7 protein-coding genes are annotated in these 14,828 nt (G+C 37.1%); all 7 read left to right on the top strand.

Annotated elements, in window-relative coordinates; translation table 11 throughout:
- The first annotated feature begins 16 nt into the window (after nt 1–16).
- The 7 genes from AB9N12_RS08120 to AB9N12_RS08150 all read left to right on the top strand — a co-directional run bounded on the left by AB9N12_RS08120 (nt 17) and on the right by AB9N12_RS08150 (nt 14,788).
- Nucleotides 17–4,033 carry a two-component regulator propeller domain-containing protein gene (locus tag AB9N12_RS08120; protein WP_369891244.1) on the top strand — a complete coding sequence of 1,339 codons (4,017 nt, stop codon included), beginning with the start codon at nt 17–19 and terminating at the stop codon, nt 4,031–4,033.
- A gap of 503 nt (nt 4,034–4,536) precedes the next feature.
- Complete coding sequence (locus AB9N12_RS08125) at nt 4,537–7,731, top strand: SusC/RagA family TonB-linked outer membrane protein (RefSeq protein ID WP_369891246.1); 3,195 nt, start codon at nt 4,537–4,539, stop codon at nt 7,729–7,731.
- A 12-nt stretch (nt 7,732–7,743) separates the two neighbouring features.
- Nucleotides 7,744–9,666, top strand: coding sequence for a RagB/SusD family nutrient uptake outer membrane protein (locus AB9N12_RS08130; protein WP_369891248.1), 1,923 nt, complete (start codon nt 7,744–7,746; stop codon nt 9,664–9,666).
- 19 nt (nt 9,667–9,685) lie between these two features.
- Entirely contained in the window at nt 9,686–10,900 is a 1,215-nt protein-coding gene (locus AB9N12_RS08135; RefSeq protein WP_369891250.1) for a DUF5000 domain-containing lipoprotein, read from the top strand.
- Between the two features lie 21 nt (nt 10,901–10,921).
- Nucleotides 10,922–11,596, top strand: coding sequence for a DUF4998 domain-containing protein (locus tag AB9N12_RS08140; RefSeq protein WP_369891252.1), 675 nt, complete (start codon nt 10,922–10,924; stop codon nt 11,594–11,596).
- A 275-nt stretch (nt 11,597–11,871) separates the two neighbouring features.
- A complete protein-coding gene (locus AB9N12_RS08145; RefSeq protein ID WP_369891254.1) occupies nt 11,872–13,686 on the top strand; it encodes a glycoside hydrolase family 2 protein in 1,815 nt (604 codons plus the stop codon).
- Between the two features lie 25 nt (nt 13,687–13,711).
- Complete coding sequence (locus tag AB9N12_RS08150; protein ID WP_369891256.1) at nt 13,712–14,788, top strand: glycoside hydrolase family 88 protein; 1,077 nt, start codon at nt 13,712–13,714, stop codon at nt 14,786–14,788.
- The last annotated feature ends 40 nt before the right edge of the window (nt 14,789–14,828 follow it).

Here is a 14,828-nt window from a genome sequence, read left to right on the forward strand (position 1 = left end):
TTTATAAACCGAATATATGAAAAAAATTATAATAACGTTTATTTCTTTAATAATTGGAATTCTTAGTCGTGCACAAACGGTTAATGAACATTACTATTTTAAGAATCTTAGTAGTAAGAATGGGTTGTCACAAAATACTGTAAGTGCTATCTTGCAGGACTCGAAAGGTTTTATGTGGTTTGGTACGAAAGATGGATTAGATCGATATGATGGGGTGTCTTTTCGGCATTTTAGGTACGATAGAAACAATCCGAGGAGCCTGGGCAATAATTTTGTGACTTCTCTTTATGAAGATATCGAAGGTAATATTTGGGTAGGAACTGATGTGGGAGTCTATATCTATTATCCGGAAAAAGATACTTTTCGTCATTTTGTAGAACAGAGTGACAAAAACACGAGGGTGGAACGAGCCGTTGCTATGATTTCAGGAGATAGTCAGGGAAGGGTTTGGATAGCTGCAGAGGCGCAAAACTTGTTTTGTTATGATTTGAAAAAACAGACCTTGCGAAACTATGTTTTGACCGATCATCCATTGGTTTCTACCAATGTGAAATGCCTGACAGTTGATTATAGTGGTACTATCTGGATTGGTTTCTACGGTGACGGATTGTTTTATTCGGAAGATGACTTGAAAACTCTTCATCCTTATTTATCACCTGTTGATAATGAGGAAACTTTCAATAATGACGTTGTGAGCGAAATACTCCTGGGAGCATACAATTGTTTATATATTGGTTCTTTAAAGGGAGGAGTGAAAGAATTGAATCTGACTTCGGGTAGATTACGGGATTTGTTGTTGAAAGATGAAGATAATGAATCCATTTATTGTCGGACATTGCTTTTTGCTACGGATAATGAGTTATGGATAGGTACAGAAAGCGGAGCCTATATTTATAATCTCCGTACGGGGAAGTATACGCATTTGCGTAGTTCTGAGTATGATCCCTACTCTTTATCTGATAACGCAATTTATTCGTTTTGTAAAGACCGTGAAGATGGCATATGGATCGGTTCGTATTTTGGCGGAGTAAACTATTATCCGCGTTTGTATACCCATTTTGAGAAATATTATCCCAAGGGAGAGGAAAAGAGTCTGCATGGTAAACGAGTACGTGAATTTTGTCGTGATAACTATGGTGTGTTATGGATTGGTACGGAAGATGGTGGGCTGAACCGTTTTAATTTGAATACAAAAGAGTTTTCTTTTTTTGCTCCTAGTGCAGGGTTTACCAATATACATGGACTATGCTTAGTGGATGATAAGCTTTGGGTTGGTACATTCTCTAAAGGATTGAAGATTATAGATACTCGTACAGGGACTGTCTTAAAGAGCTATCAGAAGAACAGTTCTCCCCGTTCTTTGATTGATAATAGTATTTTTGCAATTTGTAGAACTGCTACAGGCGATATCTACTTAGGAACTATGTTCGGGCTGGTAAGATATAATAAACAATCGGATGATTTTGACCACATACCGGAATTGAATGGAAAATTTGTATATGATATAAAAGAAGATTCTGGAGGTAATATCTGGTTGGCAACTTATGCTAATGGTGCCTATTGTTATGATGTAAACGATCGGAAATGGAAAAACTATGTGCATGATGAAAAAGATACCACAAGTCTTCCATATAATAAGGTTTCGAGCATTTTTGAAGATTCCTATCACCGGATTTGGTTAACAACTCAGGGAGGAGGTTTTTGCTTATTTCATCCGGAGTCAGAGACGTTTACTAGTTATAATTCAACCGATGGCCTACCTAGTGATGTTGTTTATCAGATTGTGGAGGATAAAGATGGTCAGCTGTGGCTAACAACTAACAATGGGCTTGTCTATTTTCAGCCAAAAACTGAAACGATGAAAGTATATACTACCGCAAATGGTCTGTTGGGCGATCAGTTTAACTATCGGTCTAGTTTTGAAGATGAGAATGGAATGATTTATTTGGGTGGAATTGATGGCTTTATAGCTTTTAATCCTAAAAATTTCTCAGAAAATAAGAATCTTCCCACAGTAGTAATTACAGATTTCCTATTGTTTAATAAAGAGGTGTATGCAGGTGAACCTAATTCGCCTTTGGAAAAGAATATCACTTTTTCTGATAAGATAGTACTCCGGGCCGATCAGAATTCATTTTCTTTCCGTATCTCGGCTCTTGGTTATCAAGCTTCCGGAATGAATAAGCTGATGTATAAATTGGAAGGTTTTGATAATGAGTGGTTATCTATCGGTGAGAGTCCGTTGATAACCTATGCTAATCTGCATTATGGTGATTATGTATTCCGGGTGAAAGCTGCAAATGACAATGGTGTTTGGAATAATAATGAAAGTTTATTGAGTATCAGGATTTTGCCTCCTTTCTATCTGTCAATTTGGGCTTGTTGCATTTATATACTTTTGATTATTGGATGTTCCATTTATTTGATTCTTTATTTAAAACGCCGCAGTAATAGAAAGCATTATCGGCAAATGGAGAAATTTGAGCAAGAGAAGGAACGTGAAATATATTATGCGAAAATAGATTTCTTTACGAATGTAGCTCATGAGATACGTACTCCTTTGACGTTGATTAATGGTCCTCTAGAGAATATTCTTCTGAAAAAGACTGTGGATCCTGCGATACGGGAGGATTTGAATATAATGAAACAAAATGCGGAACGGTTGTTAAGTCTGACGAACCAGTTGCTGGATTTCCGTAAAACAGAAAGTCAGGGATTCCGCTTAAACTTTGCTGAATGTAATGTTACTGAGATACTGAAAGAGACTTATAACCGTTTTACATCTTTGGCGAGGCAGAGAGAACTGGACTTTGTATTGAATGTAGTCGAACAGGATTTCTATGCGCATGTCAATAAGGAAGCATTTATTAAGATTGTTAGTAATTTGTTGAATAATGCTGTGAAATATGCAGAAACATATGTGTATGTGTTTTTGGAAATGAACGGGATAGGAGAAAAGAGTATGTTTTATATTCGTACAGTGAATGATGGTGTTATCATCCCGAATGAAATGAAAGAGGAAATCTTTAAACCTTTTGTTCGTTTCAATGAAAAAGAAGATGGTAAGGTTACTACAGGAACAGGAATTGGATTAGCTCTTTCGCGTTCATTAGCTGAATTGCATCAGGGAAGTTTGATGATGTTGGAAGGTGAAGAGGCAAATGTTTTCTGTCTGTCACTTCCTGTAAAGCAGGATAGTGTAATAAAGCTGACTTCAGAACATAAATCTGTGGAGGAGGGTAATATAGTGGATCGGCGAATGGGAATAATAGAGAGTAGAGGGGACAGACCGATAGTACTAGTAGTGGATGATAATCCGGATATGTTGTCTTTTATCGTTCGTCAATTGGAAGGTAATTATGCAGTTTTGACTGCCAATGATGGGGTGGAAGCGTTGAAAGTATTGGATAATCAGGAGGTCATGCTGATAGTAAGTGATGTTGTTATGCCTCGTATGGATGGATTTGAATTGTGTAAGATGATAAAATCTAAACTGGATTATAGCCATATTCCAGTGATTTTATTAACTGCTAAAACGAATATTCAATCGAAGATAGAAGGGCTGGAATTAGGGGCAGATGCATATATTGAGAAACCTTTCTCTGTTGAGTATTTGCAGGCTTGTATCACTAATCTGATTAATAGTCGTGAGAAGTTGCGACAAGCTTTTGCACAATCTCCTTTTGTTACAGCTAATACGATGGCTTTGACAAAAGCTGATGAGGAGTTTATGAAAAAGTTGAATGAAATCATTCAGAATAATTTGCATAATCCGGATTTTAGTATGGATGATATAGTGGATTCTTTAAATATGAGTCGTTCTAATTTTTATAGGAAAATTAAAGGTGTACTTGATTTGAGTCCGAATGAATATTTACGGTTGGAAAGATTGAAACGGGCTGCCCAGTTATTGAAAGAGGGAAATGGGCGAGTAAATGAAATTTGTTATATGGTAGGCTTTAATTCTCCTTCTTATTTCTCTAAATGTTTTCAGAAGCAATTTGGAGTGCTCCCTAAGGAGTTTGCCGGTTAAGCCTGCTACCTGGCTTTCACGAAAATCTTGGCGTTTTTTATAAGATATTTGTTGGGTACATATCCTGCAAATAGCATATTATATGCTTGACAAATAGAGAGATTTATATGTTTGAGGGGCTTATGTCTTTTTCTAGGAAAATAAGCTATAAGATAATCTATACAATATTTGTTTCATTTCTGTCTCATTTGAAACGAATTTGCTATTCTTTCTTTTGTTTGAGACTGTATTGCGATTTATTGGGATATTTATTTTATCAGGAAATTCTTTCATCCGTTAATTTTGCCAATGTTAATCAATAGAAAATAATATGATAAAACAATTGCATCAATGAAAAACTTTTTATTCTTTTCTTAGTTACTGCTGAAACAGTGGAAACCTGCATGAAGTAAAATCATACATTCTTTTGATAGAAGAATGAATATGGAAAATGTTCTGTCGTGATCTTTTTATTGATTGATGCCGGGAATGTTTATAATGAAATAACCTTTTTATTAATAATTATGAGAACAAAAATGAAAGATCTAAGCGCATGCTTAAAAAGGCGGTTGTGGATTGTAGGTGTATGTCTGACAACCTTTTCTTTTCTTTCTGTATCTGTTGCATATGCCATTAGTGATAACGTGGCTGTTCAACAGCAAAAAAAAGGAATGATGATTAAAGGTAAGGTTTTGGGTACAGATGGTGAACCTATTATCGGTGCATCTGTATTCGTAAAAGGCTCTACTACTGGAGTTGTGACTGATTTGGACGGTAACTATACACTGGCTAACGTTTCTAAAGGAGCCATTTTGGAATTTAGTTATGTAGGTTATGTAAAGCTGACTAAAACCGTAGGAAATGAAACAACCATAAATGCGATTCTGTATGAGGATTCTCAGATATTGGAGGGAGTTGAAGTTGTGGCTTTTGGTACACAGAAAAAGGAGAGTGTTATTGGGGCTATTTCAACTGTGAAAGTCGCAGAATTGAAAACGCCGTCCAGTAATCTTACGAATGCACTTGCAGGGCGCATTGCAGGAGTGATTTCTTATCAAAGAACAGGTGAACCGGGAGTGGATGACGCCTCTTTTTTTGTTCGTGGTGTTACGACTTTTGGATATAAAAAAGATCCGTTGATTTTGATTGATGGCATTGAGTTAACTTCTACTGATCTGGCTCGTTTGCAACCAGATGACATCGCCAGTTTTTCTATTATGAAAGATGCTACTGCTACCGCTCTTTACGGTGCCCGTGGTGCAAATGGTGTGATTTTGGTAAAAACCAAAGAAGGTCAGAAGGGAAAAGCACGGTTAAGTTTAAGAGTTGAAAATTCAATATCCACTCCGACTCAAGAAATAGAATTGGCAGATCCAGTTACTTATATGCGTCTGCACAATGAGGCCTATTTAACTCGTAATCCGTTGGCACCGTTGATGTATTCTGAGGAAAAAATAGACAATACTGTACCAGGGATGGGATCTGTAATTTATCCGGCTACGGATTGGAGAAAGGAATTATTGAAAGATTTTACGATGAACCAGCGTATCAACTTGAATATTACAGGTGGTGGTGATATCGCACGTTATTATGTGGCAGCTTCGTATAGTCAAGACAATGGTATTCTGGAGGTTGATAAGAACAGTAATTTTAATAATAATATCAAACAGAGAGTTTATACTCTTCGTTCTAATGTAAATATCAACGCTACCAAAACAACAGAATTGATTGTCCGTCTAAGTGGTGTGTTCGATGATTATAACGGACCGTTATATGGTGGTTCGGCTATGTACAATCTGATTATGAAGAGTAATCCGGTATTGTTTCCCGCCAAATATCCCAAAGATGAAGCTCATGCATACACGAAACATACTTTATTTGGTAATGCTGAAAATGGACAATATTTGAATCCGTATGCAGAAATGGTAAGAGGATATAAAGAATCCGGACGTTCTAATTTGAGTGCGCAGTTTGAAGTGAAACAGGATCTGAAATTCTTGACGGAAGGTTTATCGGCACGTTTGTTGTTTAATACTTCCCGTATCTCCAGTTATGATGTTTCACGGAAACTGAATCCGTATTATTATAAGATGACTAATTATGATTATCTGACCGGTGATTATGCTATTGATATCATTAATCCGGATGACGGTTCGGAATATCTGATTTATGATCCGGGTGGTAAGAGTATTACGGCCAATATGTATATAGAGGCTGCATTGAATTATAATCGTGATTTCGGAAAACATGGAGTAGGCGGATTATTAGTCTATCAATTGAGAAATAACCTTCAGCCGAATGCAGGCTCGCTTCAAGCATCTCTTCCTTACCGCAATGTCGGTTTATCAGGGCGTTTCACTTATGCATATAATAATCGTTATTTTGCAGAGTTCAACTTTGGTTATAATGGTTCCGAACGCTTCCATAAAAGTAAACGGTTCGGTTTCTTCCCTTCTGCCGGTTTGGCATGGGTTATTTCTAATGAATCTTTTTGGAATCCATTTAAAAATGTAGTATCCAAGTTGAAATTGAGAGCGTCTTATGGTATTGTCGGTAATGATGCTATCGGAAGCGGGCGTTTCCTATATTTGTCAGATATCAATATGAATGATAGTAAGTATGGGGCAAACTTCGGATATAATTATGATTATCATCGGGATGGTATTTCGGTAAAGCGTTATTCTGATCCTGAAATTACATGGGAAAAGTCTGCTAAAACGAATTTTGCACTCGAGTTTACTCTATTTAATGATTTGAATGTAACAGCAGAGTATTATACGGAACGCCGTAAGAGTATTTTGCAGCAACGAACTTCGATCCCGGCATCCATGGGACTTTGGGTACAACCTTATGCAAACTTAGGAGAGGCCAAAGGGAACGGAATTGACTTATCGTTAGATTATAATAAGTATTTCGCCAATAAATCATGGTTACAACTGAGAGGTAACTTTACTTATGCGACAAGTGAATATATGGTATATGAGGATTATGAATATCCGGGAGCATGGTGGAAACAGAAAGTGGGTTATCCAACCAATCAGACTTGGGGATATATAGCAGAAGGTCTATTTGTTGACGACAATGAAGTGGCTAATTCTCCTGTGCAATTTGGAGAATATGGTGCAGGTGATATTAAGTATCGTGATGTGAACAAAGATGGTAAGATTACTGATCTCGACCAAGTACCTATCGGATATCCGAAAGAACCGGAAATTGTATATGGTTTTGGTGCCTCTTATGGATATAAGAATTGGGATATATCAGTGTTTTTTCAAGGGTTGGACAGAGAATCATTTTGGATTGACTATAATAATGTATCTCCATTTTTTAACACGGTTGATACAAAAGTTGTAGGTAATAGAGTTGGGCATAATGCACTTGCAAAGTTTATTGCAGATAGTCATTGGTCGGAGGATAATAGAAATGCTTATGCGGTATGGCCGAGATTAAGCCCGACTTCTATTGAGAATAACAGTAAAACGAGTACTTGGTTTATGCGTGATGGTTCGTTCTTGCGTTTAAAACAATTGGAGATTGGTTATACTATTCCGGAGAAAGTGACTAATAAAGTAGGAATCAAAAACCTTCGATTCTATGTTACAGGAAACAACCTATTATGTTTTAGTAAATTTAAACTTTGGGATCCTGAGATGGCTGGTTCCGGTTTAGGTTATCCTGTACAGCGTGTGTATAATATAGGACTAAATTTAACTTTCTAAATTTGATATAAAATGAAAAAGATACAACTGTTTATATTAAATTGTTTGATTATCGCTTTATCTTCATGTGATTCATTCTTGGATATCGTTCCGGATGATATTGCTACAATCGATAATGCATTTACAATGAGGGCACAGGCGGAGAAATATTTGTTTACCTGTTATTATTACCTTCCGGCTCATGGTCTGTTGGAGGCAAATCCGGCAATTGCCGGTGGTGACGAACTGTATATTACGGAGTCTTTTCGTAGTGCAGCACATGTACATGCATGGTATATTTCACATAATATGCAGAGTTCGGCAAGACCACGCTGTGATTATTGGACCGGAGCCGATCAACAGAATAATAAATCATTGTATCAAGGAATCAGTGACTGTAATATCTTTCTGGAAAATATTCAGAAGGTACCTGATATGACACAAGCAGAGAAAGACCGTTGGGCGGCAGAAGTTCGTTTTTTGAAAGTTTATTATCATTATTGGCTGATTAGAATGTATGGACCAATTCCTATTATGGATCGGAATATTCCGGTAAATGCGAGCGAGGATGAAGTAAAGGTTTTTAGAAGTACTATAGACGAATGTTTTGATTATGTAATCAATTCTTTAACTGAGATTATCAACAGCAACCATTTGCCTGATAAGATAATGAATGAGGCTGAAGAGCTGGGACGAATAACTCAAGGAATTGCAATGGCAATAAAAGCCGAAGTGATGGTAACTGCTGCCAGTCCTTTATTTAATGGGAATGCTGATTATAAAGGATATACTGATTCCAGAGGTATTGAACTATTCAATCCGAATAAGTCGGAACAGGCTAAAAAACAGCGTTGGATAGATGCTGCGGAAGCTTGTAGGCAGGCTATTGATTTTCTGAAAGCTCAAGGACATGATTTATATAAATATACTTCTCTTGAATACACGATATCCGATCAGACCCGTGCGAAAATGAATATTCGTAACATTGTGACGGAAAAGTGGAATCAAGAAATTATTTGGGCTAATTCAAATAGTATTATTGGGCAGTTACAGGACCATGCTATTCCACGTGGACTAGAACCCGGAAAAGAAGGAAATGCGAGTGTTGGTGGCAATTTGGCTGTTCCTCTTAAAATAGCAGATTTATTTTATACAAAAAATGGAGTTCCTATTACAGAAGATAAGACATGGAATTATGATGGGCGTTTTGAATTGAGAAAAGCAACTGCTAATGATAAGTACTTTATCAAGGAAGGGTATACAACAGCTAATCTGAATTTTGATAGAGAAGTGCGCTATTACGCAAGTTTAGGATTTGATGGTGCAGTCTGGTTCGGGCAGGGAGTGACAGATGAGACGAAGCCGATTTATGTGCAATGTAAACAAGGACAGTCTGCTGCCAATCAGATTGCGAACTCATGGAATGAAACAGGTATATGGCCTAAAAAACTGGTTCATTTTAAGAGTGTGGTAGGGCAGACTAGCGGTTTTACTAAGATTACATATCCGTTTCCGGTGATGAGATTAGGCAATTTATATCTGTTGTATGCTGAAGCTTTGAATGAAAGTGGTGCTACTAAAACTGATGTTCTGACTTGGGTCGATTTGATCAGGGAAAGAGCAGGATTGAAAGGCGTAGAAGAAAGCTGGGATACATATACGAATAATAAGAAATATGAAACAATAGATGGCCGACGTGAGATTATACAACAAGAACGTGGAATTGAACTAGCATTTGAAGCACAGAGATTTTGGGATTTGCGCAGATGGAAATTGGCATTTCAGGAACAGAATAAGCCGATAACCGGATGGAATACTCAGTATAGTACAAATGAAGATTACTATACAGAACAATTGATTTATACCCAAGAGTTCAGAATAAGAAACTATTTCTGGCCGATTTTAGATAAGGAATTATATTCGAATAAAAACCTGGTACAGAATTATGGTTGGTAAACTTTAAAATAAAAACGTTATGAAGAATAAATTTTATAAATATGGGTTGTTTTATATAGGAGTTGCTTTGACTGCTTGTGCCGACAATGCTGATCTGAACGAACCTGCGGGAAGTATGACACCACCGTCACAGGTGTTGAATGCAACGGTAAAGAATCTGTCTGGTGCAGCAATTATCTATTATGATTTGCCGGATGATCAAAATTTAAAATATGTTCGGGCTAGCTATAAGGTTGATAATATGATTCGTACAGTTAATGCTTCTTTCTATACAGATTCTTTGGTAGTAGAAGGATTCCCTACTAAGGGAGAGTATGACGTTGAACTTTATTCTGTTAGTTACGGTGAGGCTGTATCTGCTCCGCTTGTGGTAAAAGTAAGTCCGGATACTCCTCCTTATCAAAAAGTGCGTGGAACATTAATGTCAGCTGAAACATTTGGTGGTATTAAAGTGAATTTTGATAACCCAGAAAAGGCTAAACTGGGACTGGGGGTCATAAAAAAACAAGCAGAAGGTATTTGGACACAGGTATATATGTATTATACTGAGGCTAAGGGAGGTGATTTTTATGTACGTGGTTTGGATGCTGTTACTACAGATTTTGGTATTTTTGTTAGAGATAGATGGGGGCATCTTTCAGATACATTGTATGTCACCGAGACTCCTTTGTATGAAGAACAATGCGATAAGTCTTTGTTCAGGAAGATGGCTTTACCGACTGACTCTTATGAGTGTCATTCGTGGAATGCAGTAACGAAAGGGAATGATATGACGCGGCTTTGGGATGGTATTACAGATACAGATCCTTGTTTTCAAACCAAGACGACAACAGTAATGCCACAGTGGTTTACTTTTGATATGGGGGAAAGGTATAAATTGAGCCGATTTGTGATGGTTTCACGTTATTATCCGGGTAAGTATGGTAATACATTTAAAGCAGGACATCCGAAGCATTTTGAACTTTGGGGTAGCAATAATCCAAATTCGGATGGTAGCTTTGATGATTCTTGGGTATTACTTTCTGAATATGAATCGGTGAAGCCTTCAGGTGGTGGTGTAAATGATGCTCTTACAGCAGAGGATCAGGAAGCCGCAAAAAATGGTGAGAATTTTATTATTCCCGATAATGCCCCGGCTGTACGTTATATTCGTTTTAAAACGAATGACACATGGGGGAGAACACGTTATATGCATCTTCACGAACTTACTTTTTTCGGTGCAAGGCATAATTAGTAACAAGTAAAAAATAATGCTATGAGACTATTTAAAAAACTGATTTTTATATTTTTAAGTATAGGTACCTTGATCTCTTGTGATGGTATGGATGCCACGTATAAAGAGTTTATAGAAGAAGGACCTATTGTATATATTGGAAAAGTAGATTCATTGAAAGCTTATGCAGGACGTAATAGGGTTATGCTCGAATGGCAGAAATTACTTGATCCTCGTGCTAAAACGGCAAAAATATTTTGGGAAAACAGAACGAAGTCTACCGAATTACCATTGACAGATAAAGCTGCTCTTACTCAAGTTGTAGTAGAGGATTTAGCGGAAGGTTCGTATGTCTTTGAAGTCTGTACATACGATACATATGGTAATTCTTCTATTATGTCGGAGGTTCCCTGTGCAGTGTATGGTGATGTTTATGAGAAATTGTTGTTCAATACAAAGGTAAAGACGGCGGTTTTAAAGAATAGTATATTGACTGTTACTTTTGCAGCTTCGCTTGAACCAACTTACTTCGCTTCTGAAATCACTTATATGAGTTCTGAGGGGAAAAATAAAACTGTGCTTTTGAAAGCTCCCGCAACACAGATGAAGATAGATGATTTTGTAGGAGATCATATTACTTATCGTTCTGTTTATTTGCCGGAAGAAGCGGCTATAGATTATTTTTATAGTGAGTTGGATAAGCTTGAAATCAATTAAAAGAAATAATAGAGATAACAAAATAAATTTATAAGGTTATTTTTCTCACAATAGAATTATATGAAAGTCTTGTATCTTTTGTAATAAAACTAATACTATAGATGGTACAAGGCTTTTTTATGTTATATCAATTATCCCATTCATGTTTCATTTGTCTATATCATTTTACTTTGAGACATTTTTGTGATTTATTGGGATGTTTATATCATTTATATATTGTACAAACTTCTAATTTTGTCTGTGTTGATTACTGCAAATGATAAAACTGGTTATATATGATAAAACAATTATTTTCAATAGGAATAGCTCTGTCATTATTTTCTCAAATGTTATGGGCGCAATGGACTCCTGCAGGAGATAGGATCAAAACTTCTTGGGCGGAGCAGATAGATGTGAATAATGTATTGCCGGAATATCCACGTCCTATTATGGAGCGTTCTGAGTGGTCTAATTTGAATGGTTTATGGAAGTATGCTGTTTTACCATTAGGAAAATCAATTCCGGATTCTTTTGAAGGTGATATATTAGTGCCGTTTGCTGTCGAATCCAGTCTTTCGGGAGTTGGAAGAACATTGGGAGAAGATAAAGAATTATGGTATCAGCGTGAGTTTGTTATACCCTCTAAATGGAAAGGAAAAAGAATTTTGCTTCATTTTGGAGCTGTTGATTGGAAAACTGAGGTATGGGTTAACAATATCAAAGTAGGAGAACATACAGGAGGATTTACTCCGTTTACATTTGATATAACCCAGGCTTTGAAGAACTCAGAAAATAATTTAGTCGTCAAAGTGTGGGACCCGACAGAAAAAGGTACGCAGCCACGCGGGAAGCAAGTGAGTAATCCTCATGGTATCTGGTATACACCGGTGAGTGGTATCTGGCAGACTGTATGGTTGGAACCGGTGTCTGAACATTATATTACAAATATAAAAACAACACCTGACATAGATTTGAATAAGGTTAAAGTAAAGGTTGATACAGATGACAATAGATATTCAGATAAATTTGAGGTAAAAGTGTTTGAAGGAGGGTGCCTGGTGGCTGTGGGAACGTCAATTAATGGGTTACCTGTTGAGGTTTCTATGCCGACTGATGTCAAACTTTGGTCACCGGATGAACCATTCTTATATCAGATGGAAGTTTCTTTATTTGAGGGAGGAAAGCGAGTAGACTGTGTAAGGAGCTATATGGCGATGCGTAAGTACTCTATGAAAAGAGATAAAAAAGGCATTGTGCGTTTGCAATTAAACAATAAAGATCTGTTTCAATTTGGCCCGTTAGATCAGGGTTGGTGGCCGGATGGATTATATACAGCTCCTACGGATGAGGCATTGTGTTATGATATCAAGAAAACGAAGGATATGGGTTTTAATATGATAAGAAAACATGTAAAAGTAGAGCCTGCACGTTGGTATACATACTGTGATCAGATGGGAGTAATTGTTTGGCAAGATATGCCTAATGGTGATAAAACCTTGGAGTGGCAGAGAAAGAAGTATTTTGATGGAATGGAACTGGCACGTTCTCCTGAATCTGAAGCTACTTATCGTAAGGAATGGAAAGAAATTATTGATTATCTCTATTCTTATCCTTGTATTGGGACTTGGGTGCCCTTTAATGAGGCTTGGGGACAATTTAAGACAAGTGAGATTGCAGAATGGACCAAACAATATGACCCTACACGTTTGGTCAATCCAGCAAGTGGTGGAAATCATTATACTTGCGGTGATATGCTTGATTTACATAATTATCCAGGGCCGGAAATGTATTTGTATGATGCACAACGTGCTACGGTACTAGGAGAATATGGGGGGATTGGTTTAGTTTTGAAGAATCATCTTTGGGAACCCAATCGGAATTGGGGATATATCCAGTTTAATACATTTATGGAAGCTACTGCTGAATATCTGAAGTATGCAGAAACACTGAAAGAATTGATAAAGCAAGGCTTTTCTGCAGCTGTTTACACACAAACGACAGATGTAGAAGTAGAAGTGAATGGACTGATGACTTATGACCGTAAAGTAATAAAGCTGGATGAAGTAGTATTAAAGAAGATCAATAATGAGATTTGCGAAACATTAAAATAACAAATATAGAGATTTTATATTTACCATGAGAAAAATACTTATTTTGGTTTTTAGTCTTTTTTCGATATATTCTACAGTAGAAGCGAAAAGTAGGAAGGAACAAGATCGTGTGCTAATTGACAAAGTTGCCATGTGGCAGGTAAATCATCAGTCAAAGGTTAAACATCATGATTTGGCGTGGACAAACGGAGTTTTGTTCCGGGGGATGGTAGAATGGGCAGATTATACTCAAGACTCCCGTTATTATGATTTTCTGATGCAAATAGGGGGGAAACATCATTGGGGGTTCTTGAAACGCCTCTATCATGCGGACGATCTTGTTATAGCACAGATGTATATTCGTATGTATGAGAAATACCATGATCCTGCAATGATTCAGCCTACAATTGCTCGTGTAGATTCTGTCGTTGCTAAACCTTCGAAAGCCCGTTTGTGGCTCGGAGCAAAGAATTGGTCGGAACGTTGGTCGTGGTGTGATGCGTTATTTATGGCTCCACCAGTATACGGGTTGTTGAATAAGCTTTATCCGGAGAAAAACTATTTGGCATTTATGGATAGGGAATTTAAAGAAGCTACAGATTCTTTATATGATTCGGATGCTAAGTTATACTATCGTGATAGAAGATATATTCCCAAAAGAGAGAAGAATGGTAAGAAAGTATTTTGGGGAAGAGGTAATGGTTGGGTGTTTGCAGGAATACCTTTGTTATTGCAAACTTTGCCTAAAGATCATCCTACCTATAATTATTATCTGAACATTTATAAAGAAATGGCTTCTGCTATAGTTCAGTGTCAGGATAAGAATGGTTCTTGGCATGCCAGCATGCTTGATCCGGATTCATATCCTTCCCCAGAAAATAGTGCTTCCGGATTTTTTGTTTATGGTTTGGGCTGGGGAGTGAATCAAGGAATTTTGAAAGATAGAAAATATAAAAAAGCTGCCCGTAAGGGTTGGAAGGCTTTGAAAAGCTATGTTCATGAAGATGGCATGCTTGGATATGTTCAACCGGTTAGTGCTGCTCCTGAACAAGTGACTCAGAATATGACTGAGGTATATGGGGTTGGAGCATTCTTGATGGCAGGAATTGAGATGCTAAAATAGCCTTTTAATAATAAATTAAACTTATACGAAATGGAAAGAC

The sequence above is a fragment of the Bacteroides sp. AN502(2024) genome (assembly GCF_041227145.1).
Classification (GTDB): Bacteria; Bacteroidota; Bacteroidia; order Bacteroidales; family Bacteroidaceae; genus Bacteroides.

Excerpts from the sequence above, each read along its gene's own strand:
- AB9N12_RS08125 (WP_369891246.1), top strand. The coding sequence starts at position 4,537 with ATGAGAACAAAAATGAAAGATCTAAGCGCATGCTTAAAAAGGCGGTTG.
- AB9N12_RS08120 (WP_369891244.1), top strand. The coding sequence starts at position 17 with ATGAAAAAAATTATAATAACGTTTATTTCTTTAATAATTGGAATTCTT.
- AB9N12_RS08150 (WP_369891256.1), top strand. The coding sequence starts at position 13,712 with ATGAGAAAAATACTTATTTTGGTTTTTAGTCTTTTTTCGATATATTCT.
- AB9N12_RS08140 (WP_369891252.1), top strand. The coding sequence starts at position 10,922 with ATGAGACTATTTAAAAAACTGATTTTTATATTTTTAAGTATAGGTACC.
- AB9N12_RS08145 (WP_369891254.1), top strand. The coding sequence starts at position 11,872 with ATGATAAAACAATTATTTTCAATAGGAATAGCTCTGTCATTATTTTCT.
- AB9N12_RS08130 (WP_369891248.1), top strand. The coding sequence starts at position 7,744 with ATGAAAAAGATACAACTGTTTATATTAAATTGTTTGATTATCGCTTTA.
- AB9N12_RS08135 (WP_369891250.1), top strand. The coding sequence starts at position 9,686 with ATGAAGAATAAATTTTATAAATATGGGTTGTTTTATATAGGAGTTGCT.